Consider the following 23,950-nt stretch of genomic DNA (forward strand, 5'->3'; position numbering starts at 1 on the left):
AAGATCGATAAAACTGTGAATTGTGATGAAGTTCACGAAAAAAAACAGAAAGACATCGACTTCTGGCAGAAGGCCAGAAAAGAGAATCAGATTAAGTAGCCAGCCATCGGGAAATGGCTGGCTCTAATCGTTAACGCTTACGCACTCATTGATTGTCGTGCGCCACTCACCGCATCCTTTGCCTGTTCACACTGTGACAATATCGTCTGTGCATGAGAATAAAGAATTTTCCCCGCCTCGGTAGGCGTTACACCACGCCGACTCCGCACCAGCAGCTGTTTTTCGAGTTCACTCTCCAGCGTCGCGACCTGCTGGCTCAGCGCCGGTTGTGCAATATGCAACAACTCAGCAGCCTGCGTCAGGCTACCGATATCAACGATTTTCACAAAATATTTGAGCCGTCTAAGATTCATGTCTGCCTCCTGAGTAGTTACCCTAAAGAGGTAGCAAAAAGCGCGCCATATTATGTTCCTATGCCTAAGAAAAAGTGATACCTCATTGATAAGCCACAGGTAAAATAAGGAAAAGCAATGATTCTGCTAACCAACCCCTCTGATTTAACATGCAGAACCTGTCACAGAACCACTCCCCATCTGCACCATCCTAAAGCAAACCCTGCTATTTTAGAGTGCAGCCCTGCCCGCTAACCGGCACGTTTCACTGCTTTCCCGTGCTCAACTTGAGCAATAATTTCAATATGTTGGTTATTAGTTCGGCAATCAAACGCACCGAACGATAACAGCCTTTGACAACCCGAAATGCTACCGCTATTATCCATCGCACTTAACCGATTCCTCTGTAGTTCAGTCGGTAGAACGGCGGACTGTTAATCCGTATGTCACTGGTTCGAGTCCAGTCAGAGGAGCCAAATTCTTGTTTTCATGCCGCTTTGCGAATCCTTATGTGATTCGGATTCAATGAGTTAGCGTGAAAAGTCTTCCCGATGCATTTTCAGTTTTCCCTCCGCATCGGGAGAATTTGGTGGTCAGATTTGGGGTCAAGTTGGTTCGATGACGGAGTGACCCCCAAATGTCTCTTAACGACTCAAAAATCCGCAACTTAAAACCATCAGCAAAACCCTTCAAAATTTCCGATTCTCACGGTCTGTACCTTTTAGTTAATCCAGGCGGTTCACGTCTCTGGTATCTCAAATATCGCATCAATAGAAAAGAATCACGCCTCAGCTTAGGTGCCTACCCTGATGTATCTCTGGCCGACGCTCGTCAGCAGCGTGATGGTATCCGCAAATTGCTGGCGCAGAATATCAACCCCGCACAGCAGCGCTCTGCTGAAAGAACCACTTCCTCACCAGAAAAAACCTTCAAGCATGTGGCATTGGAGTGGCATAAAAGCAACCGCTCATGGTCAGAGAACCATGCCACCCGTCTGCTTGCTAGCATGAACAACCATATCTTCCCGATAATTGGACACTTGCCAGTCACAGAACTGAAAACTCGCCACTTCATCGACCTGCTGAAAGGGATTGAGAAAAAAGGTTTGCTGGAAGTGGCGGCACGAACCCGACAGCATATGTGCAACATCATGCGTCATGCCGTGCATCAGGAGTTGATAGAGCACAACCCGGCGGCCAATCTGGACGGGATAATCGCCCCTCCCGTTAAACGCCACTACCCTGCCCTTCCATTGGAACGACTGCCAGAGCTGTTGACTAGCATTGAGGACTACAAGCAAGGGAGAGAATTAACCCGTTTGGCAGTCTCACTCACCCTGCACCTGTTCATCCGTTCCAGCGAATTGCGCTTTGCCCGTTGGTCTGAGATCGATTTCAGAAACAAAATCTGGACCATTCCAGCCACCCGCGAAGCCATCCCCGGTGTCCGCTACTCTGGGCGTGGGGCGAAAATGCGCACGCCGCATATCGTTCCCCTCTCCCATCAGTCCATCGCTATTCTGAAACAGATACGGGAAATATGCGGGCATCAGGAGCTGATATTCCCCGGTGACCATAATCCGTATAAACCAATGTGCGAAAACACGGTCAACAAGGCGCTGCGCTTGATGGGTTATGACACAAAAGATGAAATCTGCGGCCACGGATTCAGAGCTATGGCCTGTAGTGCGCTAATGGAGTCTGGCCTATGGTCGCAGGATGCGGTTGAACGTCAAATGAGTCATCAGGAACGCAATAGCGTTCGAGCAGCCTACATTCATAAGGCTGAGCATCTGGAAGCCCGCAAGGAAATGATGCAATGGTGGTCGGATTATCTGGACACATGTCGGCTCGCATACGTACCACCTTTTAGTACAAGGCGGGGCAAAAAGAACGAAGCGGCATGATCCATAACAAAAAGCTGTATCAGCATACACTGGTACGGCTTTATTCATTTCTAATAGCTTGTTAGCCCCTTCATCTCGACCCATCGCTGCCTGTAGAAAGCTGTTACACGATAACAACACACTTACGTCGTCAGTCCAAGCGTGCCATTTCATTTGAGAGCGAGGATCATCCCTGCTGCCCGGGCGACGAGAACTGCATCAATGAGAAGCTCGAACGTGTGCGTCTGGAGTTTCTGGACGAGACGTTTCGCAATCATCGAACCGACGAGCAATGCGATGCCAATGGCAAGTCCACGTGTGAGGACGGGCAGCATGATTAGCGACGAGCCAGTACCGACAACGCCGCTGAGCACGCCAGCACCGAAGGCGAGGAAGAAGAGAAGTAATAGCGCGATCATCGGCTCCAGGGTCAACCGGGGCCGTCGCTCGCAGCCGCAAGAAGAGGCACCAAGATGTCGCTGACAGGCGTCGGAATGCCGTGAACCTGGCCGAGACGCGCAATTACGCCGTTGCGAATATCCCATTCGAGCGGTCGGGCAGCTTCTCGATCCGTGAGGATGGAAGTGCTCATGTCTGCGGGAGCCGCCCGGAACTTATCGAGGATCTCCTGCGGCACTTCGTCACCGAGTTCTGCGCCTTCTGCTCGTGCCACGGACAGGCACTCCTGTAAATAAGCCAGAGTAAGCCTGGCGATATCAGCACGCCCGAACATGCCCGAGCGGCGGTGCGTGAGCGCCATGAGTCCAGCCACTGCGTTCTGCAATAGTTTGCGCCAGGCCAGTGAGCTGAAATTCGCTGCCAGGTCTACGGAGCACCGCGTGCCTTGTAGCGCTTTGGCCACTGAGCAGGAAGCTGGCGTGTCTGGCAGGCTGAGGCGTACCTCGCCGCGCAAGCGTACTGAGCCATCTGACTGCGCCTGTGCGGGAAACCACACGACAGCAGGAACGATCTGTCCGGGCAGAGAGTACGTCGCGAGCCTATCCAACTGTTCAACCCCGTTCTGGAGCACGCATACAACCGTCTCCGGGCCGGTCAACACCTTGAGCCATTCTGCTGCCGCGTCGATTTGTGTGGACTTGACTGCCAGAAAGACAAGATCAGCCGTGCGAGTGATTTGCGCCGGATTCGTCTGTACCGGACCGGGCACGGTGACATAGTGGTCGCCGTCTTGCAGGGTCAGGTGATCGCGGGGTGTACGTCCACACAGCAGCGGTGTGCGGCCGACTTCGTGTAACGCCGCCGCGACTGTGGTGCCGATGGCACCTGGACCCACAACAGCGACAATCGTATTGATTTCAGCGTTCATGAATGCGGACTCCTTGCAACAAAATCTACTTACGTGGTGGTTGTGCCCTTCACAAAGGGTATGTAATATATTACACATGAATAAAGAAATTGGTAACGGAATTTCAGAAGGCGAGCAGCGGTTACAGCAATGGCTTGGCAGCATTCACGCCCGAAGCGGCGGACTTGCTGCAAGTGAGGCTAAAGTTGTCGATCTCCTGCTTGTCGATCCTTTGTTTGTCGGTACCAGCACGACAGCACAGGTTGCCACCCGTGCTGGTGTATCACCGCCGACAGTAATACGCGCTGCACGAGCAATCGGGTTCACCGGGTTCACTGAACTTAAGATAGAGATTGCCCGGGCTCGTGGTACTGCCCGGTTCTTTGCCCCGCCTGAAGTCCTCACAGCGGATGCGACGCTGGCATCGGTGCTGGAAACATCAATTCGTGCTGGTGTAGACGCGCTGACTGCGCTCAGCGGTGCTATCGAAATCTCCGCCCTTGATGAGGCGGTCGATTTAATCCAGGGTGCACGCCAGGTATTTGCATTTGGTGCTGGCCCCTCTGCAACGGTTGCCGCTGATGCGGTCTTTCGGTTGCGGACGGCGGGTGTGATAACCATCAGTATCCAGGATTATTTATCAGCCATGATTGCTGCCCGCCTCCTCAGTCCAGGAGACGTAATCATCGTCGTCAGTTCAACTGGTCGCACATCATCCACACTCGCCGTCGCTGATGCTGCATCCTCGGCTGGAGCATCGCTTATCGCAATAACTAACCAGTACGATACTCCACTGGCGACACTCGCCAATGTTTCACTCGTTGTTGGCGGAGTGCCACTACCGGCACAGATGGCCGCTGCGGGGAGTAGGCTTGCTCAGCTCGTCGTTATTGATACGCTGGTCGCAGCCCTCACTCTGCGAGATAAAGAACAAAATCGCCGGGCTGAACGGGCGGGCATTGATTTACCGGATATAACTTGATGCAGTTAAGCGCGGTTGCGATGATTCTTACTGCTGCGGTAGCTCATGCAGTTTGGAATATAGCCTCAAAATATAAGAAGGAAGACACACTTGTGTTCGTCTGGACCTACAGCTGTGCCTCAGCATTGCTATGGGTTCCTATCAGCCTCATTCTGATAGTTGATGGACAACAGGCGTTCGACTGGCGACTCGCTGTCGCGGCAGTTATTTCGTCTGTACTTCATATCGCTTATTCTCTAATCTTGCAGGCTGGCTACGAGCGAGCCGAACTTGGTATTGTTTATCCGATTGCCCGGGGGAGCGGGCCGGTTCTGACAATACTGTTTGCAACCCAGCTCATGGGTGAACGGCTTTCAGCAAACGCTTTACTTGGCGCGCTTCTCATTATCGCAGGTATTTTTGTCGTTACTGGTAATCCGTTCAGGAGCGGAAGCCGACCTCTACAGGGAATGCTATGGGGGGCAGCAACGGGGACCACCATCGCTGGCTATACCCTCTGGGACGGTTATTCGATAATCTCTCTGCGCCTGGATCCAGTGAGCTATTACGCCAGCACACTCCTGCTACAGAGTCTTATTCTTACCCCTGGGGCGATGCGACGACGATATCGAATTTCAACTACTTTACGTGTGGATATCATCCCAATCCTTATCATTGCTGTATGCTCTCCACTTGCCTACATCCTTGTACTGACAGCCATGCAGAGCATGCCACTGGCACTCGTCGCTCCTCTCAGGGAAACATCCATTATTATCGGCTCTCTTCTTTCGTACTGGCTGTTTCGTGAAAATCATCTGGCACGCCGGATTGCCGGTGCATTAGTGGTGCTGTCCGGCATAGCAATGATTAGCCTTTGATCGCTCCGTTGGATGCCAATACTATGAGTGACAAAGGCTCAGGGTTGCTATGTTCCTTAAAGGCAACAGCGCAGGGAAATATACCTTCGCAGGAAACACGCAAAGCCATCGAAAATGTTGCCAGGAAGATGTGTTGCAAGCGACGGATATGGAACCAGATATCGCGATGGCGGCATCGGAATCCCCCACAGTGCTTGCAATAATGATGCATGCGCCAGTCTTCGCCTCATTGTCAGCACGGATCATTCGTCAATATGCCCCGATTATGGTAATGGTATCGAGTCCGCTTCCGCTGTTTGTGGCTGTTAGCGCCAATGAGATAAGACTGTAAAAACGGCCATCAGTCCTGGCATTGGCATCCCGTACCACCATTATTTAAATGTTCTGTGGACACACGCTGCTATTGGAAGGTTAATCCCTGGTCGAATGATTATCCATGCAGGTGCTTTTCCAGCCAGGCCTGATGGCAATAACCAGCTTGATCGCAAAGCTATGCCACATAGCACTATTGGCTTTATAATCATTAACGGTAAAAGTGGTATTGAATAGTTATACGCCGATGCAGCACATTCAACATGTAGCCTGATTCTGATGACCACTTTCGTTAGAAATGGCTTACTCCATACCGAGAGTTCGTGATGCTCAAAACAGAAGATCTCAACACCATGATATCAATTGATGAGATTCACTTTGCTGACTGGCAAATCTGGCCACAGCTAAGGATTCTGTTACATCGGGGTAAGCCAGTAAGAATTTCTGCCAGAGCTTTTGACGTTCTGGTTGTTCTGGTGAGTGCTGGAGGTAAAGCGGTAAGTAAAGAATCTTTACTTACTCAAGTGTGGGGAAATGAAATCGTCGAAGAAAATAATCTTCAGGCACAAATTTCAGCTATACGCCGCATACTGGGTCATGACCGCCATCTACTGATTACTGAATTTGGTTGTGGTTATCGCTTTAATATCAATAAACTGCCAACTGAACCGCTCTCTAAATCAGAAATACCTGAACCCGCTGTTACCCCTTTTCTAGCGTCGATTCTGGGGCGTGATAAAGCTGTGCAGGAATTATGCGCCTTATTGGATCAATACCGTCTGGTGACGATTACAGGCTCAGGGGGCGTGGGTAAGACTCGTTTGGCATGGGAAGTCGTCAGCCTTACACACTCGCATTTTCCTGATGGAATATGTGTGGCTGAACTGGCGCATATCACCGAAGCATCCAGCTTGCTATCTGTTATTTCACAAGCGCTCCATCTTCCATTAGCTGCCATTCATAATGATGCCGATTTACGGCAACAGCTTGCACGGCGTCGATGTTTACTGCTGATTGATAACTGTGAACATGTAATTAGTGAACTGGAACCAGTTATTACGTTTCTCCTGCACCTGGCTCCCCATATAAAACTGTTGTTGACCAGCCAGGTAGCGTTACAGGTTGCCGGCGAGCAACAATATCTACTACCGCCATTACAAGTTCCTGAGAGCGAAGAGGCTGATACCCACGAGTTACTGACTTTTGACAGTGTCCGCCTCTTTATCGAACGCGGGCAGGCCAACCGACATAATTTCCATCCATCAGCCAGCGAACTGTCGTTGATTGGCGAGTTATGCCGTCATCTTGACGGTCTGCCGTTGGCGATTGAACTTGCGGCCTCCCGTCTGCCAGTCATGAGTGTCAAAGAGATCTATAGCCGACTGGAAGACCGTTTCCAGCTATTGAGCAATACGCACAGCTCTCTGGTGCCCAGACATCAGAAAATACTGACCACGCTGGAGTGGACTTATCAGTTACTCAACACACGTGAACAAAGATTATTTTGCTCTCTGGGGATCTATACCGATATGTTCAGTGTGAAATCAGTAAGCGACTTTCTGCTTATTAAAGACAAGCATCGCTGGCAGGTTGTTGACGATCTGCAAAGATTGCTGTCTTTATCCCTGATTCAGGTCAGTACTCAGGTACCAGAGACCCGTTTCCGCCTGCTGGAAACCATGCGCCAGTTCGCATGCGATAAACTCAGGCAACAGGGTGAATATACTGGTCTTGAGGCCCGTTTTGCCGGTTATTATAAAGATCTGGTAGAAGAGGCCCGAGGTGATTGGTTTATGCTGCCAACGGGACAGTGGCGTGAACGTTATAGCCATATGCTTAATGATTTGCGGAGTGTATTACAGCAAACGTTGACTGAGGGGGCAGATCCCTCTAAGGGGCTTGAGATCTTACAAGAGATGACCCCTTTTTGGATCGAATATTCACTCTACGATGAATGTCAGCGCTATATCTATCCTCTGCTTTATGAAAATACTTCTCGGGTAGTATTAACGCTACACCAGAGAATGAATCTCAGCGCTGTAGCAGGTAAGGCGTCAACCTGGGCAAAAGGCCCTACGCCTGAAACACATTCAGCCTGGAAAACCGCGCTGGCACTTGCAGAAAAGCTCGACGACAAAGAGATACGTTTACAGGCTCATTACGGATTATGGTTGTATTATCTCCGTACTGGCGAGCTGGATAAAGCGCTTGAGCATGCGCAATCTATGTGCGAGCTAGCACGGTCCATTAGTGACGAGGAGGCGATGGCAACCGGGCTGCGTATTCTCGGTGTATCCCTGCATTTTTTGGGACGTCATTATGTCGGGCGTGATTATCTCCAGCAATCTCTTGACTGGTATGAACATGGCGAATTAAGTCACTCTTTCCGTTTTGGTCTTGATCAAGAGACCGCCGGTCAGGCCTTTCTGTCTCGTTTACTATGGTTACAGGGTGAGTATAAGGCCGCGAAACAGATGGCATGGCGCGGTGTTAAAAAAGCCGCTCGTTTGCAGCATGTCTGTTCTCTTTGCTGTGCACTGGCTGAAGGCGCTTGTATGACAGCGGCACTGGATCGTAATCCACGTTGGGTTATAAGGGCCGCAAACTGGCTTATTCATCTGGCAGAAAGGCATGATTTGTATTTCTGGAAGACATACGGCGAGCTGTTTCTTGTTTGGGCCAAACAGTTCAGTCATACCGATGTTAGTCAGACCACACTGTTTAGCTCGTTGCGGGCGATGGGATTAGATTGGCAATATTCCCCCTTGTTGTCAGAAATTGATACCGGGTTATCGCTGAGAACCGCCCGCCAGGATCATGAAAACTGGTGCACGCCTGAGCTGATGCGTCTTTCTGCCACTCAATTACCTCCTCAGGAGCAACGCCTGCTGTTGGAGCAGGCCCTAGACAAAGCGCACCAGCAACAGGCTCATGGCTGGGCCCTCCGTATTGCTTATTCATTGGCGACATTGCAGGCTGAAGCCGGGGAAAAATGGGCTGCTAAACAATTGATACAGGACGCTTTACATGATGTTGATGTCTCAGATAGGGCGACGGATGTAAGAAATGCTATGGCACTATGCGCCCGAATGGAGACCTGAATATTTACATCTCACGGTTATTAACATCCCCAGGATCACGAGCCCTGCCCCCGCTGTAGAAATCAGCGCCCAGTTATGAGTTGTCTCCCATATCCAGGTGGCAGTCAGTGAGCCACATGCTCCGCCAATAAACATAACGCACATAAATAGTGTATTAAGGCGGTTTCTGGCATCCGGACGCAAAGAGTAAATCGTGTGCTGATTAGCTATTAGTACACATTGTTCACCCGCATCCAGTAGTAGAATGCCCACCACCATACCCGCCATACTGTTCCATCTCCAAAAAACAGCCCAAGCCAGCAGCATGAGTATCACACCAAAAACAACCATTCGGAATGGTCCCTGACGATCGCTGAAACTTCCCGCCAGAGGCGCGCACAGAATACCGATTAACCCCAAAGCAGCCAGGGTTCCGGTTACCCCTGCACCGTAATCGTAGCGATGAGCTAACCAGAAAGGGAGCACTGTCCACAGCACGCTGAAGGAGGCAAACAGCATTGCTTGTGTAAGAGTTGCACCACGCACCTGCGGCTCGCTTTTCCACAGCTGTCCTAATGAACGTAATACCGCCAGATAGTTAAACTTTGGCGTTGGCAACGACTGAGCAGGCAAAATGCGCAAGATGAAAAATATAGCCAGCAATGTCATGATCGCTCCGGACAAAAAGACACCGCGCCAGCCGAAATACTGACCAATAAGGCCTCCGATAGCCCGGCCAGCAAGGATACCTGCCAGGACACCGCTCATCACCGTACCCACGGTTTTACCTCGTGCAGAAGATCTGGAGAGCGAGGCGGCAAGCGGCACTATCTGTTGGGCTACTGTTGCAGCCATCCCGGTAAGGAAGGAGAAGAACACCAACACTGTCGCCGTTGGCGATAACATCATGCCGATCAGTGCCAGGAAAAGCACCTGCGCTTGACGCAGGATAAGCCGCTGACGTTCAATATAATCGCCCAGTGGGATCAGAAAGAATAAGCCCACCGCATAGCCTAACTGGGTGCCCATGGGGATCAAAGAAACAGCCCCCCATTCATTGGGAAAGGATCCGGCAATTAAATTCAGGACAGATTGATTAAAATAAATATTAGCTACAACAATACAGCAAATAATCGCCAGCATAAGAATCCTGGCAGAAGAAAGCTCATGATTGTCCGTTCGCATTGACCACTCCTGGCTCTAAACTCAATATCGTCTGGAGTATAAGCAGACGGAAATCCCAACTCTTTGACCGCTTTTTTCAGACGTCTGAATTCTGATGCACAAGCTCCTGAAAAAGAGATTTGTTACTAATACTGCTCATGTTATTAACTGTGCTTAACTTGAGGAGCAGCAAATGGATTTAAAACTGACTGGAAAAGTGGCTCTGGTAACCGGAGCCCGAACCGGAATTGGTTTCAGCATTTGTGAAGAACTGGCCGTGAATGGTGTGCATTTAGTCATGGTGGCCAGACGAGAACCTGAGCTGATTCTGGCTGCGAAAAAAATATCAGACAAATACGGTGTTTCGGTGCTGCCTGTTGCCGGGGATGTGACTGATCCCAAACTCCCTTCCCTGGTGGTTGAACAAGTGGAAAAGGTTTTTCAGCGTATTGATTTACTGGTAAATAATGCCGGAAGAGCACATACGGGAACGCTGTTAACCACTTCGGAAGAAGACTGGCAGCTAATGACTGAGACCAAACTCTCCGCCATGAGACGTTTTTGTAAGGCCGTCATCCCCGGGATGCAGAAACGAAACTGGGGGCGTATTGTTAATATCTCATCCATTGGCGGTATCTATCCTAACCCGCAACTTACCATCTCACACGCACTGAGCGCCGCTATCAACAACCTGACCCGTAGTTTAGCACTTAGCGTGGCTCAGGATGGCATTCTGGTCAATGCGATCGGAGTGGGTGCTGTCGCGACGGATAACTGGGCGCAGAATATGCTACCGAATGTCCGCAATCGTCGTCCTGAACTGAATGACAGAACAGACGAAGAGGTAATTGCATTACTGGGTAAAGAGAAAACGCCTGTGGGCCGCTTTGGACTTCCTGAAGATATTGCTGCGATTACTGCGTTCCTGCTTTCTGGAAGGAATCAGTTTGTTACTGGACAGACAATCGAAGCATCAGGCGGAGCAGACAGATTTATGTAATTTCTTCCATTCAACTCAAATAATTTTGGAGGATTGAATTAGTTTAACTTGGTATTTGTTCTTCTTTTCAACCACTGCGAAATATGAGGCCGGACATGGGGGTCTGAAACGCTAAGAAGCCCCCGAGCCAATATAACCCAAACTTCATAACGCAATAGATACCGCGCCATGAAATTAATTTCACTGGAAAATCCATGGTATTTTTTAAAAAACAATAGATATAGAAGGAAACCACTATGTCAAAAAAACAAACCCTATCAAATACAAACTATAGTTCGCCTGACTGGCTGACTGTCCGTGAAGCAGTCGACGTGATAAATAAAAAAGGACTGAAAATTAAAAAAAAGTGACATTTACAGATATGCATTACATGGCAGCATTCATCTCTCTATTTACTTTCAATCGCCAATTACATTACGTAAAGTACAAAGATCGGGCTACAAATTAAGGCTTAGATCATCTGAGATGTCATCAATAAATCGTTTGTGCCTTCTTGACAAGAAAACTTTTATTAAGGGGCATAATTTTATTATTAGCACTACTGGCAAATATATCATTCCCACAGAGAGAGTCATTGACACTCTATTGATTGGATATGAATATGTTCTAGTACAAAAATTACTTGCCCAATCTCTTAAAATACCATTGCCTGTAACAGGAGCTATTGATTTTAATCATGGCATAACAGTTAGCTTACAAGGAGAAGTATTTCAACTATTCGACAGAATGACATGGCAAGAAAGAATAACACAAAAAATTATGCAACTCCCTAAAATTTTTGTTTTGAGTTTATCGTTCATGACTCGATCCAGATCCCTCATGCTGAACACGCCATTACAGAATGGTTGCCCTGATGGACGTTAATTCGTCCGGGCCGGGTATTGCTCTTTAATAATACGGAACGGGCTGTCACAAAACCACAATTCAGGGTGCCGCTGAATGTTCTCGCTGACCCGTTAAAACCGGAATGCAGAATCGGGATGTGACCCGTTTATTTCATTCGTTGTAGTTCTGATGAGAGGATAATTCATGAGAAAACCCATCTACCACGTATTTGTCACCCAGGAAAGCACGCCTGATATGCAGGGCGAAAAAAACACCTACTGGACCAGGGTTGGCGTGGCATTTGCCCATAACGGCAAGCCCGGCCTGAATATTGTCCTGACACCCGGTATTGCGGTTTCCGGCAAACTGGTCCTGCTTGAGCCACGGGAGGATAGCAATCTTCCACAGAGTGCGGAGCCCGGCTAAACGGCGCTTTAACCCTTCTTTATTACTCCTTACTCCGCAGCGTGCCGGGTCAACTGACTGTGCACGTTGCCTTCAATTCCGAGGCCATCATGCTTTCCACCACTGCCTTTCTGGCGGCGGCCATGCAGTGTGCCGCCAGCATTCATCCGTCCACTGCACTCGACGTGGCACGGGTGGAATCCGGTTTTAACCCTTATGCCATCGCCGAAATTATCCCGAAGGCCACTCGCGCCCTCGGAGATAACAATGTTATCTCCCATCAGCCCGCCAGCCGGGACAAAGCTGAGCATATTATTCGCCGCCTTATGGCACAGGGACGCCGTTACTCTGTGGGACTGATGCAAATCACCAGCACCAATTTCCATCATTACGGCGTGACGGCCTCTGATCTGCTTGATCCCTGCACCAATTTGTTGGTTTTTGAACGCATTCTCAGCGACTGCTACCAACGTGGCGGCACCCTGAAAAGAGCGTTGAGCTGCTATTACTCCGGCAATTTCCGTACAGGACTACAACCTGAAGCGGCTTTTTCAGGGACCAGCTATGTGCAGCGGATGGGTTATGTTTCGGCATCTCCCCGTTATGCCGTACCGGGCACCCGCGAGGATAAATCCACAACTCTGACTCCCCTCGAAGCCATTCCTGCTGATAAGCCATCCCCTCCCCGTGTGCTCTGGCCGGGGACCGTTGTCCGGGGCGTCCCCGCAAAACTCCGTCGGGGGAAAATCGCCATCGCACAGACCTCCGCGCCGTCAGTACGTCGCAGCCTCAATCAGTCACCCCGTGGGGAAGAATAATGACACTTTTTCGCAAGCTAAAGACCGCTGTCAGTGCTGTTTACGTAGGTGTGCTCATGGTTTTTTCTACAACCCCGGCCTTTGCCGATGGTTTCACTCGCGCAAATACCGTGATGGAAAAGGTCTCCACCGGTCTTCATGGTCTGGCGGCCATCACCATCACAGTGGCCGTGATCTGGGTGGGTTACAAGACCCTCTGGAAAGGCGAAAGCCTGTCCCAGTGCGCCTACATCATTATTGGCGGGATCCTGATTGGTGGGGGCAGTGAGATTGGCGCGCTGCTGATGAGCTGAGGGGTCATCTATGGCAAAGCTGCTCAAAGCAATGAAACGCCCGGCGGCGCTGTGGGGGGTGCCGATGGTGCCCCTGCTGGGTGTCACCGGTATCACCATCATCGTCGCAGTCTGGACTTCCGTCGCTTTCCTTGCCCTGCTCCCGGTTGAATTTCTGGTAATGAAGTCTGTCACCCGGAATGAACCCATGCGGTTCAGTCTGATTGCCGTCTGGCTCAGGGCAAGAGGAAAACCGGCAGCAAACCGGCTGTTTGGCGCAACAGTATTTATGCCCGTTGAGCATGATGCTGTTGATATCAAGGAGTTTCTCAACGCCATGAAACTGAATCAATGTGCCACGCTCAGGAAGTACATTCCGTATTCATCGCATATTCATCAGAATGTTGTCCGCTCTCCCAATAGTGACCTCTACTGCACCTGGGAACTGACGGGGACCCCGTTTGACTGCGAATCAGAAGAAACCCTCAGTATTGACCGCAACCAGTTGCACGGACTCATCCGCTCATTCGAGGGGATGCCGGTCACCTTTTATATCCATAACGTGCGGGAGCCATTTACCGATTCTCTGCACAAACCCTCCGGCAACCCTTACGCCGATGAAATCAGCCGTCTGTATTATGCCTCGCTGGCGGCGGACCCATTTCGCCGTAACCGCCTGTTCCTGACCGTCTGTTACCGTCCGTTTGTCAGCCTGGAAAAAGCCGGGCGCAGACGCATGAATGACGGCAAGAAACTGAAAGAGCTTGACGCTGCACTGCAGGAAATGCTGGAAATCAAAGGCTCGCTCGATACCGCACTGTCACGCTACGCCGCACGTCCTCTTGGCACGTTTACCGAAGATCACGCAGTATTCTCCTCCCAGTTATCCTTTTATGAGTACCTGTTGACGCACCAGTGGCGCAGGGTGCGCGTCACCCGCGCTCCGGCGTATTCGATGATGGGGTCGGCGGCGCTGTTCTTTTCTGGCGAGTCCGGGCAGATAAACCACGCCAGCGGTACGCAATATTTCCGGGGGCTGGAGGTGAAGGAGTTCCCGGAGGAGACCGCGACAGGGATGATGGACTCGCTGCTGTACGCCCCCTGCGATTATATAATCACCCAGTCGTACACCTGCATGTCACGTGAAGAAGCCCGCAAGGCCATCAAACGTACCCGACGTCTGTTAATGAGTTCGGATGATGATGCGGTGTCACAGCGACTGGATCTGGATGTGGCGCTTGACCTGCTGACATCGGGGAAAATCGCCTATGGAAAACACCATTTCTCCATCATGGTGTTTTCCCGCTCGCTGGACAGCCTGGTGGCTGATACCAGTGAAATCAGCAATGCCCTGAACAACCTCGGCATTACACCGGTTCCCGCCGCGCTTTCTCTTTCAGCCGCGTATATGGCACAACTGCCCGGCAATTATCACCTGCGCCCCCGTAAGGGAGAGCTGAGCAGTCAGAACTTTGTTGAGCTGGCCGCACTGCACAATTTCTATCCCGGAAAGCGCGATAACGCGCCCTGGGGGGATGCGATGGCCTTGCTGCGCACCCCGTCAGGGGATGGCTACTATCTGAACCTGCATAACACGCTGGCGGACAAGGACGAGTTCAACGAGAAGAACCCGGCCAGTACCTGCATTCTCGGCACCAACGGTTCGGGTAAAACCATGCTGATGACGTTCCTTGAAAACATGCAGCAGAAATACGGCCGTCCGGACAGTTTTTCTCCGGATGCGAAAACCAAACGACTGACCACCGTTTATCTGGACAAAGATCGGGGCGCGGAAATGAATATCCGGGCGCTGGGAGGTCGTTACTATCGCATCACGCATGGCGACCCCACGGGTTGGAACCCGTTTTCGCTGTTGCCCACGAAACGCAATATCAGTTTCATCAGTCAGTTGATGAAACTGCTGTGTACACGTAACGGTGCGACCATCACGCCCCGTGATGAACGCCGCCTGAATGACGCCGTACTGGCGGTGATGAGTAATGAACCACAATATCGCATCCATGGGATCACCCGTTTACTGGAGAATTTGCCGGAGCCTGCCACCCGGGAGGCACAAGAGAACGGCCTGAGTATTCGCCTGTCGCAGTGGGCGCAGGGTGGCGAGTTTGGCTGGGTGTTTGATAACGCATCGGATACCTTCGATATCATCCACTGCGATAACTTTGGCATTGACGGCACAGAGTTTCTGGATGAGGCCAATGTCTGTGCGCCGATCTCCTTTTACCTGCTGTACCGCATCACCACGCTGCTCGACGGACGGCGACTGGTTATCTTCATGGATGAGTTCTGGAAATGGCTCCGGGATCCGATCTTTAAGGATTTCGCCTATAATCGACTGAAAACCATTCGTAAACTCAACGGGATGCTGGTTGTGGGCACCCAGTCTCCGGCGGAGATCATCAGGGATGAGATTGCGCCCGCCATCATTGAGCAGTGCGGCACGCAGATCCTAGCAGCCAACCCCAGTGCCGACCGGGCCCACTATGTTGACGGGATGAAGTTTGAACCGGAAGTGTTCGATGTGGTGAAAAATCTGGATCCGCAGGCCCGCCAGTATGTGGTCGTCAAAAATCAGTTCAGGCGTGGCGACACAAAACGTTTTGCTGCCCGCGTGACGCTCGACCTCTCCGGTATCGGCAGATACACCCGAGTGATGAGCGGCAGCGCCGACAACCTCGAAATCTTTGATTCCCTGTACCGCGAAGGGATGCAGCCCCATGAATGGCTGGAATCCTACCTGGCTCAGGCACTCTGATAACCCAAAGGAGATCCATGATGAAAAGGCGTTTTCATGCCCTGATTTTCGCGTGCGTCATTGCCAGCCCGCTGGCGCACGCTGGTATTCCTGTCCTTGTTGATGCTGACCCGCTGCGTGAGCTCGAATGGCTGAAAGAAGCGCAGCGCTGGATGCAGACCGCGCAACATTATCAGAGCCAGATCCTGGCGTATAAAAATCAGTTAGCGACGGCCACCGGCGTCCGGGATATTGCAGATTTTGTGGATCAGGCGAAGAGTCTGAAATCGGATCTGGAAAAACTGCGCAAGCCAGGCCAGACACTCAATGATCTGCTACTTTCCGGCGGCACCTCAGGACAGTTCGATACGCTGTACGCGAAGTACCGGGTTTTCGATACCTGCAATCCCGAACAGTCAGGACGCTATGCAGATACCTGCAAACAGCTGGTCATCAATAAGGCGATCCAGCTTGAGCAGACTGACGAGATCCAGGAACAGGTCAGCCAGACACTGGGCGAGATTAACGGCCTCTCGAACCGTATCGCACTATCCAAAGACTCAAAGGAGTCTCAGGACCTTGCCAACAGTATTCAGCTAAAATCAGTGATGCTGAACACGCTCACTGACCAATGGGAAATGAGCGTAAAGGCAGCAGAAAAGCGCGAAAAAGTACTGGAGGATGTGCGTATTAAACAGTGGAATCAGCAACAGTTAACTGCGCCAACCCCTGATTTAAACGGCTAAAGGAGTCTCACATGCGTTTATTAACCCTCTCTTTCCTGTCTTTATTATTTATCATCAGTGGCTGCAAAGAAGAAGCCAAAACTACTCAGTGGTACAAAGATCATCCCGATGAACTAAAAGCGGTGTATGAAAAATGCCAAAAAACCGGCGATGCCTCAGATAACTGTAAAAACGCCAATGAAGCCCATTATCAAATTCAGCAGTTAAATGCTCCCACTCCCGACCTGAACTCATAGTGAGGTTAATATGCCCGGTGGTGTATTTATCGGTGTTGAAAAACACCTGATAGGAGGAGTTACTGACGCCACAAAGGGACTGATGATGTCATACTCCTCCATGATGGTGGGGCTGGCGGCAACGTCAGCCACGCTCTATATCATGTGGCGTGGATACCAGACCCTGGCAGGTAAGTTGTCCACGCCAATGGAGGATGTCATGTGGGACATCATGAGGATGGCAATTATCCTGTCCTTTGTGGCAAATGTCAGCGGTTATCTCGATGGGGTTATTGATGCCATTAATGGCCTGAAGGAGGGATTTTCCGGCAGCGATAATATCTGGCAGTTACTGGATAGCTTATGGGGTAAAGCGAAGGTATTGGGTAAAACGTTACACGACATGGATAACTCAACATACATAAAAGATGAGGGTATGACGGCTCAATTTTATGTCTGGCTCGGGATATTCGTTTTAATGATTATCACCGCCTTTATTTCAATGATCGCGGAAGTCATGGTTTTACTGCTGAGTATTACCGCCCCCGTATTTATCTTTTGTCTGCTGTATGGTTTTTTACGCCCCATGTTTAACAACTGGCTGCAAAATGTGTTCGCCGCCATATTAACGGTTCTGTTTTCTGCATTGTCGCTACGCATTGTCGTTAATTATTTAAACTCGCGGTTAGATATTGCAACACAACTGTCTACACAATCCAACATTGTGGAGTTAGGTGCTCAGGTCTGTCTGGCCGGTATCTGCGCAGCAATACTGGTCTACCTCTCCGCAAAACTGGCTGGCGCGCTGGCCGGGGCCGGGGCAACCGTCTCCATGCAGGGGCTGGCGGCGGTGGGTATTGGTGCGGCGGCGTTTGGTGCCGGGAAACTGGCAGCAGGAGCCGGTAAGCAGACTACCCGCACCCTTCAGGACACTATCCAGGGCTGGAAAGATGCCAGTGCGGGTAAACCCGGCAGCGGTCCGGGATACAGCGCAGCTCAGGCACGTAAGAATGCGATTGAACAGATGATCGCCCGCAACGAAGCCCGGCGACTGGCGCAATCAAGAGAAACGGCCGTTCAGAAATTCCATCGTTAAACCTGTCATCCCTGCTGAAATACTCCGTTGATCCCTCCGGCTAAAACATAACCCTGTCTTCATCTCACTAAGGAAACACCCCATGAAACGCTTGATTGCGCTGGTTTTGCTGTGCGCGCTTTCCGGATGCGCGCAGTCCCCCCGTCCCCCGGCCTTTGGTGGTCAGGGCATCCCGGTGAACACCCCTCAGATAATGGCGGAGTTAAACAGTCATGAGTGAACAGACCCTCATTGCGGATTCGCGCACCTTTGAGCAGCAGATGATTGAGCGGGACAAACGTGCCACAAAAGCCGGGTTTATTATGGGCGGCGCGGGCCTGCTCATCGCCCTACTGGCGCTTACCGCCGTGGTGCTGATGCTGCCCCTGAAACAGACGGTCGTTGAACTGTACACCGTGGATAATCATACCGGACGAGTGGAGCACGTCACCCGTGCATCGAAAACCAGTCTGACGGCGGAGGCGGCTTATCAGAAGGCGATGACGTCCAGTTACGTCAGGCTGCGTGAACGGTACGTTTACCCTTCCCTGCAGGACGATTACGCCACGGTACAGGTTTATAACAGTCCTCAGGTCAACGATGACTATCTGGCGCTGTATGCCGGAAAAGACGCCCCGGACAAGGTGTACCAGAATGGGGCGCATACCGTGCGGATCGACATTTTGTCAAACCAGATCACTGATGGCACTGACCCCGATAACGTCGCCACCCTCCGTTACAAAAAGACCATCCGCCGCCTCGCGGACAACAGCACCCGCACCGAATACTGGGATGCCCGCCTGACATTTCACTCCGACCCCGGCAAAGAAATGAGCGATACGGAACGGGAGGTTAATCCGTTCGGTTTTATCGTGACCAACTGGCAGGCAGACCGTGAAATCCGGGGAGGTGAATAATGAAAAGCATCACTCTTATCCCGCTGGCGCTGATGATGTGTGGCACGGCATGGTGCGCGGCCATCCCGCAGGCCAGCCGCTATGATGCCCGCGTTCAGCAGGTTGTCTATAACCCGCTGAACGTTACCGTCGTCAATACCCGTCCCGGTTTCATGACCACACTGGTCTTTGACAGCGACGAGGCGGTTATCAGCGCCAGACCCGGTTTTGAGGAGGCGTGGGAAGCCACACCGGACGCCAACCGGGTCAACATCCGCCCGGTGGCGCTCGTTCAGGGCGCGCCCGGCGCGGACGGTAACACCACGCAGGTGGTGATCCCCCCTAACAGCCAGGACTGGCATACCAACCTGCTGATCGTCACCACCCGTCGGCTGTACAACGTCGAGCTGAACGTCATCGATGATAAGTCACCGCAGCAGCCCGCTTTCCAGGTGAGTTACCGTTATCCGGGTGAAGCACAGGAAAAGGCCAGTCGTGAGACAGCGGCCAGAATGCGGGAGCGGGAGCAAAAACAGCAGCAGGCTGATATTCAGCAGTCCCTGAATGCCGCGCAGACGCCACGCAACTGGGACTACCTCAAATATCCGGGGCGCGACAGCACCCGTATCGTTCCCGATTTTGCGTATGACGATGGCCGTTTTACGTTCGTGGGCTTCTCCCCGGCCAAATCTATTCCCTCCGTGACAAAAGAGCTGAACGGCCACGAGCATGTGGTTAACAGCAGTATCCGCAGAAAAGGCAACTTCACCGTATTGGTCATTCAGGAGGTCACGCCCCGTCTGGTCCTGCGTTCCGGTAACGCCGTGGTCGGCCTGGAAAATCGTGGTTTCGGTAAGGTCCAGGCCGCTGATGGTGCCACGGTTTCCCCGCTGGTTGAGCGGGTGGAAATGCCCACAACCCACTGACAACTGAGGAGTCATGCAGATGAACGATGAACACCCGCATCCGGTGCCTGATGGCGCAGAGCCTTCTCCTTCGCAACAGGATGACGATATTGCCGCGCTGGAACGCGAGGCCCGTGCAAAGCGGGAAGCGACGCTTCTCACCGCTCAGGACGATGAAGAGAACGACCCGCTACAACCCGCCGTCAACAAACTGAAAAAGCGCAGGCGCGGGAAAGCCACCGCTTTTCTGGCGATCGCCGCCGTTGCACTGATTGCGCTGGCATGGGCAGGCAACTGGGTATACCGCAATCTACTCTGGCAACCCGGTGAAGAGAAGCGGCAGGATGCTACGCCACAGACGAACCGGACAGATTACCGGCAGCGTATCGATCTGGGTACCCAAGATACCGAAGCCGAAGCATCGTTACCGGCAGAAAACAACCCGCGCATCACGACAGCCCCAGAGGCTGAGATGCCGCCTCAACTTGATAAAGCCCATTTTTTGGTTCGGCGTGATGGTTCAGCCGCTGCGGCTCAAAACCCGGCCCGGACCAGGCAGCAGGAGATGACGCAGGCAGCCTCTGCCGGACAGCAACCAGACACCACATCGCCACCGTCGGCCCCCTCCCCGGCGGCAGTCCGGCGTATTCCTTACAACCCGGACCTGTACGTCCCGGAAAATACCGCTATTCCCTGTTCACTGGATTACCGCTTTGTCTCGGATCGGGCGGGGAAAATCCGCTGCACGATCGCCAAAGATATCTGGAGTGCCAGCGGTAATACGAAGCTGATTGAAAAAGGGAGCACCGCCACGGGCATTTACCAGACTGGCGCAGAAACCGGGATGACGCACGGACAGGGGCGCGCCTTTCTCATTATCACAAAGCTGCGTACCCGCCAGCCCCCTTATCTTGATATTCCGCTGGTCGATACCCGCGCTGCCGGAGAGCTCGGCGAGGCTGGCGTTGACGGCTGGATCGACACGCATTTCAGAGAGCGGTTCGGCGGCGCATTACTGGTTGGTATGATCCCGGATATTGGGGCGTGGGCATCCAACAGCGCCGGTCAGAAAGATCGTAATACGGACTATACCGAAAACAGCCGTCAGGCCATGGCGGATATGGCGCGAACCACGCTGGAAAACAGCATCAATATCCCGCCGACCCTCTACAAAAATCAGGGTGAGATCATCAATTTGATCACCGGACAGGATATTGATTTTTCCGGCATCTATGCACTGAGGATGAAGAGTGAATAATCGAAAATTTCTGTTTGGCGTCACCGCGACAGACGTCATCGTAAGGGACGATTACAACAATGCCGTAGTCAACGACGTAATGTCACACCTTAGCGGGATCAGGAGAATAGTCATGACATGTTATCGTGCCGGGGGCGCATTGACAGAGCTCATGATTGACTCAGGAGAAGGACAAACTTTCTGCCTCACCATCTGTGAAGGTCCTCTGGATGCACCACCTGTTTCCTCAGACGATATCCGGCTGGCACATAAGCAGATATCGCTGCCTGATGTCACCGATATTATCATTCTTGTGACGACATTAGCCCGCTATGCCGGACTATCCCCCTCCTGCTCCGTTGATGGAGAATCATCTTCCTTGCTGGAGTTCAGCTCGTAATAAATCGCCAGTTGACGCAGCTTTGATATTTCTAGGTTGATAACGCTTTTTCCTGCGCTATTTTCCCGTTCAGAAACAACCGGGTTGAGCAGAAACACACGGAAATATCTGACGTTTTCTGTGTCCAGAATTTCATCGATATAATGACCAAACCGGCCTTTCGCCATCAGATCTTTACTGACGTACAGGCGAACAGGTTTACCCTCATGTTTATCAAAGAAATTAATAAGAAAACCCCGCCCATACCGATGCATCAGGGTCCCACCGCCATAGATGACGCCCGCGTACGGGTTAGTCAATCCTCGCTGAATATGCGTTATATATTCATGAAGATAGACCTGACTGTGGTGCATGATCCTGAGTCTCAACGCCCTGAACTCATCCTGAGGCAGCGTTTCTTTCGCTTCCTGCCATGTGTCGATAAGTCGCTGAAGCTGGTTAGTTCGCGTATAGCGACTCCAGCGGGGCTCTTCACCTGTACCCGGCTTATCATCACCCCCGTCAGGTTTTTTTACATGTGCAGGAGTAGCAAGCTTAACGGGAGCGGCTGGCTCGCCATCAGGATCATCAATTGAAGGATCAAAGCAGTTGATATAGTCCGTCAGCTTTTGCTTTGCTTTTCTTTCCGTGAAATTAGCTTCTGATTCGTCCGGACGTCTGTCCTGATCGGCATCTTCGGTGAACTCGACCCATTCACATCCGAACTTGTGAGGATGGGGTGAACGGAAGTGTGCAGCCTTGAATTTTTCACCATCTTCAGCTTTGACGTGATAGTTAACGCCACTGATGGTGACATTACAGTTGCGATCGCTACAGGAAAAAGTGAACCGCTTTCTTTCTTCCGGCTTTCTGGAGAAAAATTCCGTTCGCGCTTCATCAATGGACAAGCAGCGCCCCAGTTCATGGCAATAAGCGAACAGTACCTTCGTCTTCGACATGCTCCCTCCACACATTTATCCGATCCAAGGATATCACATGAAAAACCTCTCTCTCGACCGCTATAAGCAGCGATTTTTTGGCGATTTTCTGGATCGCCGAGGACTGACAGAGATCGCCGTCAACCGCCCGGGTGAGCTATTCACCAAAATTGATGGCATCTGGGAACAGCATACTGCCCCGCTGGATTATGAGGGCTGCTACAACTTTGCCAGATGCCTGGCGAAGCATCACGGCGACAATATCGAAGATATCAAGCCGGGGCTGTCAGCCACGCTGGAATCCGGCGAACGTTGTCAGGTTATTGTACCCCCGGCCTGCGAGCGTAACACGGTGTCCATCACCCTGCGTAAACCCTCACAGGTGCAAATCCCGCATCAGGACTATATCGCCGCCGGGTTTTATAACCGGGTGACGGGCACGGAAAAAACGCAGACGCACGATCAAGAATTACTGGCCTTATATGACGCAAAAGACATTCCGCGCTTTATGGAGAAATGTGTGGAATACGGTAAAACCATTGCGGTGGCCGGGGAAACCAGTACCGGGAAAACCACCTATATGAAGATGCTGATTGATTACATCCCTCCTCATCTGCGTATTACGACCATTGAAGATAACCCGGAAATCACCCTATTTATTCATAAAAACTACGTCCACCTTTTTTATCCGTCGGAATCGGCAGATGAAAAAGGGTCAATTGTGACGCCCGCCAGCCTGCTGCGCTGGAATTACCGCATGAATCCCGACCGCATACTATTAACCGAAGTGCGTGGCGGTGAGGCCTGGGATTTTCTCAAGATAACCGGCTCCGGCCATGAAGGCAGCATGACCTCTATCCATGCCGGTTCAGCAATGGAAGCGGTGGACGGGTTTATTACCCGTTGTTATGAAAACCCGCAATGCGCCCAACTCCCTTACACCTTTATGTTACGCAAGGTACTGGACAGTCTGGACGTTATCGTTAGTATCGACCTGGACGGTAATGTGCGCCGGATGAATGATATTTATTTCCGGCCACTGCACCGCAGCGCCTTTTTTGAGGAGATGAAAGCATGATGAAGGTTATCAATATGCTGCTATTTTCACTGGTACTTTCCGGCTGTGCTTCACCCCCGCCACCGGTTCCTGTTGAATGGGATAAACAGGGCCTGTCAGTCAATACCGGTTTACCGCAATGGCGGGACAACCCGGTTATTATTCTTTCCCCGGTGGTTAACGATAAATGGTTATTATCCATTCAAGCACGGAATTTTAATGAGACTAGCTGGACGCCAGCCGTATTTTACGCGGTCACCCACTCTGCGCGTATAGTTGTTGCTGCACCATCAGGCGCAGATTTCTTTACTGCAAAAAACTGGCTACGGCGATATGGTGCTAAAGGCGTTATTGAATATCAACCTGTCTCTGGATGCCTGACATGCAGCGACACTCGCATTTATTTTTCACATTAAATCCTCCCCTCACATCCTGAAATTAATCTTAGG

General features: G+C 51.5%; 23 protein-coding genes, 1 tRNA gene and 1 pseudogene. 20 read left to right on the forward strand and 5 right to left on the reverse strand.

All coding sequences use genetic code 11. From position 1 onward, the window contains the following. Positions 1–143: 143 nt before the first annotated feature. Positions 144–413 (reverse strand): annotated as a pseudogene (locus I2D83_RS14455) (LysR family transcriptional regulator); the annotation flags it as partial. A 379-nt stretch (positions 414–792) separates the two neighbouring features. On the opposite strand from I2D83_RS14455, the gene I2D83_RS14460 reads away from it, so the two are divergent. After that, a tRNA-Asn gene (locus I2D83_RS14460) sits at positions 793–868 on the forward strand. A gap of 161 nt (positions 869–1,029) precedes the next feature. Continuing rightward, the gene (locus tag I2D83_RS14465) at positions 1,030–2,298 is read left to right on the forward strand and encodes a tyrosine-type recombinase/integrase (protein WP_205946779.1); all 1,269 of its coding nucleotides are present in this window, start codon (positions 1,030–1,032) and stop codon (positions 2,296–2,298) included. Positions 2,299–2,447: 149 nt separating this feature from the next. Here I2D83_RS14465 and I2D83_RS14470 read toward each other — a convergent pair whose 3' ends face one another. Then, complete coding sequence (locus I2D83_RS14470) at positions 2,448–2,696, reverse strand: hypothetical protein (RefSeq protein ID WP_241007227.1); 249 nt, start codon at positions 2,694–2,696, stop codon at positions 2,448–2,450. 11 nt (positions 2,697–2,707) lie between these two features. Then, complete coding sequence (locus I2D83_RS14475; protein ID WP_200111853.1) at positions 2,708–3,604, reverse strand: oxidoreductase; 897 nt, start codon at positions 3,602–3,604, stop codon at positions 2,708–2,710. Positions 3,605–3,680: 76 nt separating this feature from the next. On the opposite strand from I2D83_RS14475, the gene I2D83_RS14480 reads away from it, so the two are divergent. From I2D83_RS14480 to I2D83_RS14495, 4 genes are all read left to right on the forward strand, one after another. Then, positions 3,681–4,565 carry a MurR/RpiR family transcriptional regulator gene (locus tag I2D83_RS14480; RefSeq protein ID WP_200111852.1) on the forward strand — a complete coding sequence of 295 codons (885 nt, stop codon included), beginning with the start codon at positions 3,681–3,683 and terminating at the stop codon, positions 4,563–4,565. After that, the gene (locus I2D83_RS14485) at positions 4,565–5,422 is read left to right on the forward strand and encodes a DMT family transporter (RefSeq protein ID WP_200111927.1); all 858 of its coding nucleotides are present in this window, start codon (positions 4,565–4,567) and stop codon (positions 5,420–5,422) included. Before I2D83_RS14480 ends, I2D83_RS14485 begins: the two co-directional genes overlap by 1 nt. A gap of 49 nt (positions 5,423–5,471) precedes the next feature. After that, entirely contained in the window at positions 5,472–5,753 is a 282-nt protein-coding gene (locus tag I2D83_RS14490) for a hypothetical protein (RefSeq protein ID WP_181829478.1), read from the forward strand. Positions 5,754–6,060: 307 nt separating this feature from the next. Then, positions 6,061–8,835 carry an ATP-binding protein gene (locus tag I2D83_RS14495; protein WP_181829477.1) on the forward strand — a complete coding sequence of 925 codons (2,775 nt, stop codon included), beginning with the start codon at positions 6,061–6,063 and terminating at the stop codon, positions 8,833–8,835. Here I2D83_RS14495 and I2D83_RS14500 read toward each other — a convergent pair. Then, the gene (locus I2D83_RS14500) at positions 8,812–9,999 is read right to left on the reverse strand and encodes an MFS transporter (protein ID WP_205946780.1); all 1,188 of its coding nucleotides are present in this window, start codon (positions 9,997–9,999) and stop codon (positions 8,812–8,814) included. The two genes, I2D83_RS14495 and I2D83_RS14500, sit on opposite strands and share 24 nt — an antisense overlap. Before the next feature lie 172 nt (positions 10,000–10,171). Between I2D83_RS14500 and I2D83_RS14505 the strand changes: the two genes are divergently transcribed. The 12 genes from I2D83_RS14505 (at position 10,172) to virB10 (ending at position 21,148) form a co-directional block, all read left to right on the forward strand. Then, positions 10,172–10,978 (forward strand): SDR family NAD(P)-dependent oxidoreductase, encoded by an 807-nt coding sequence (locus I2D83_RS14505; protein WP_205946781.1) that lies wholly within the window; start codon positions 10,172–10,174, stop codon positions 10,976–10,978. 465 nt (positions 10,979–11,443) lie between these two features. Continuing rightward, positions 11,444–11,842 (forward strand): hypothetical protein, encoded by a 399-nt coding sequence (locus I2D83_RS14510; protein ID WP_205946782.1) that lies wholly within the window; start codon positions 11,444–11,446, stop codon positions 11,840–11,842. 165 nt (positions 11,843–12,007) lie between these two features. Next, the gene (locus tag I2D83_RS14515; RefSeq protein ID WP_205946783.1) at positions 12,008–12,229 is read left to right on the forward strand and encodes a hypothetical protein; all 222 of its coding nucleotides are present in this window, start codon (positions 12,008–12,010) and stop codon (positions 12,227–12,229) included. Between the two features lie 89 nt (positions 12,230–12,318). Beyond that, positions 12,319–13,026: a lytic transglycosylase domain-containing protein gene (locus tag I2D83_RS14520; protein WP_205946784.1), complete on the forward strand. Its 708-nt coding sequence runs from the start codon at positions 12,319–12,321 to the stop codon at positions 13,024–13,026. Next, on the forward strand, positions 13,026–13,319 hold the full coding sequence (locus I2D83_RS14525; protein ID WP_200111846.1) for a TrbC/VirB2 family protein: 294 nt from the start codon (positions 13,026–13,028) through the stop codon (positions 13,317–13,319). The genes I2D83_RS14520 and I2D83_RS14525 overlap by 1 nt, the downstream gene beginning before the upstream one ends. A gap of 10 nt (positions 13,320–13,329) precedes the next feature. Beyond that, positions 13,330–16,074 carry a VirB4 family type IV secretion/conjugal transfer ATPase gene (locus tag I2D83_RS14530; RefSeq protein ID WP_205946785.1) on the forward strand — a complete coding sequence of 915 codons (2,745 nt, stop codon included), beginning with the start codon at positions 13,330–13,332 and terminating at the stop codon, positions 16,072–16,074. Between the two features lie 20 nt (positions 16,075–16,094). After that, positions 16,095–16,799, forward strand: coding sequence for a TrbJ/VirB5 family protein (locus tag I2D83_RS14535; RefSeq protein WP_164268132.1), 705 nt, complete (start codon positions 16,095–16,097; stop codon positions 16,797–16,799). 11 nt (positions 16,800–16,810) lie between these two features. Then, positions 16,811–17,035 carry an EexN family lipoprotein gene (locus I2D83_RS14540; protein WP_039356896.1) on the forward strand — a complete coding sequence of 75 codons (225 nt, stop codon included), beginning with the start codon at positions 16,811–16,813 and terminating at the stop codon, positions 17,033–17,035. A 10-nt stretch (positions 17,036–17,045) separates the two neighbouring features. Next, positions 17,046–18,110: a TrbL/VirB6 family protein gene (locus tag I2D83_RS14545; RefSeq protein ID WP_200111844.1), complete on the forward strand. Its 1,065-nt coding sequence runs from the start codon at positions 17,046–17,048 to the stop codon at positions 18,108–18,110. Between the two features lie 212 nt (positions 18,111–18,322). After that, entirely contained in the window at positions 18,323–19,006 is a 684-nt protein-coding gene (locus I2D83_RS14550) for a VirB8 family type IV secretion system protein (RefSeq protein WP_200111843.1), read from the forward strand. Then, on the forward strand, positions 19,006–19,911 hold the full coding sequence (gene virB9 / locus I2D83_RS14555; RefSeq protein WP_233628423.1) for a P-type conjugative transfer protein VirB9: 906 nt from the start codon (positions 19,006–19,008) through the stop codon (positions 19,909–19,911). Before I2D83_RS14550 ends, virB9 begins: the two co-directional genes overlap by 1 nt. Positions 19,912–19,930: 19 nt before the next feature. Beyond that, positions 19,931–21,148, forward strand: coding sequence for a VirB10/TraB/TrbI family type IV secretion system protein (gene virB10, locus I2D83_RS14560; RefSeq protein WP_200111842.1), 1,218 nt, complete (start codon positions 19,931–19,933; stop codon positions 21,146–21,148). A gap of 309 nt (positions 21,149–21,457) precedes the next feature. On the opposite strand, the gene I2D83_RS14565 is transcribed toward virB10, so the two are convergent. Next, positions 21,458–22,465: a hypothetical protein gene (locus I2D83_RS14565; protein ID WP_205946786.1), complete on the reverse strand. Its 1,008-nt coding sequence runs from the start codon at positions 22,463–22,465 to the stop codon at positions 21,458–21,460. Between the two features lie 37 nt (positions 22,466–22,502). On the opposite strand from I2D83_RS14565, the gene virB11 reads away from it, so the two are divergent. Together virB11 and I2D83_RS14575 are read left to right on the forward strand one after the other, a co-directional pair. Beyond that, entirely contained in the window at positions 22,503–23,522 is a 1,020-nt protein-coding gene (gene virB11, locus I2D83_RS14570) for a P-type DNA transfer ATPase VirB11 (protein ID WP_200111840.1), read from the forward strand. After that, the gene (locus I2D83_RS14575; RefSeq protein WP_200111839.1) at positions 23,519–23,917 is read left to right on the forward strand and encodes a cag pathogenicity island Cag12 family protein; all 399 of its coding nucleotides are present in this window, start codon (positions 23,519–23,521) and stop codon (positions 23,915–23,917) included. Before virB11 ends, I2D83_RS14575 begins: the two co-directional genes overlap by 4 nt. Positions 23,918–23,950 lie beyond the last annotated feature (33 nt).

The sequence above is a fragment of the Pectobacterium aroidearum genome (genome assembly GCF_015689195.1).
Lineage (GTDB): Bacteria > Pseudomonadota > Gammaproteobacteria > Enterobacterales > Enterobacteriaceae > Pectobacterium > Pectobacterium aroidearum.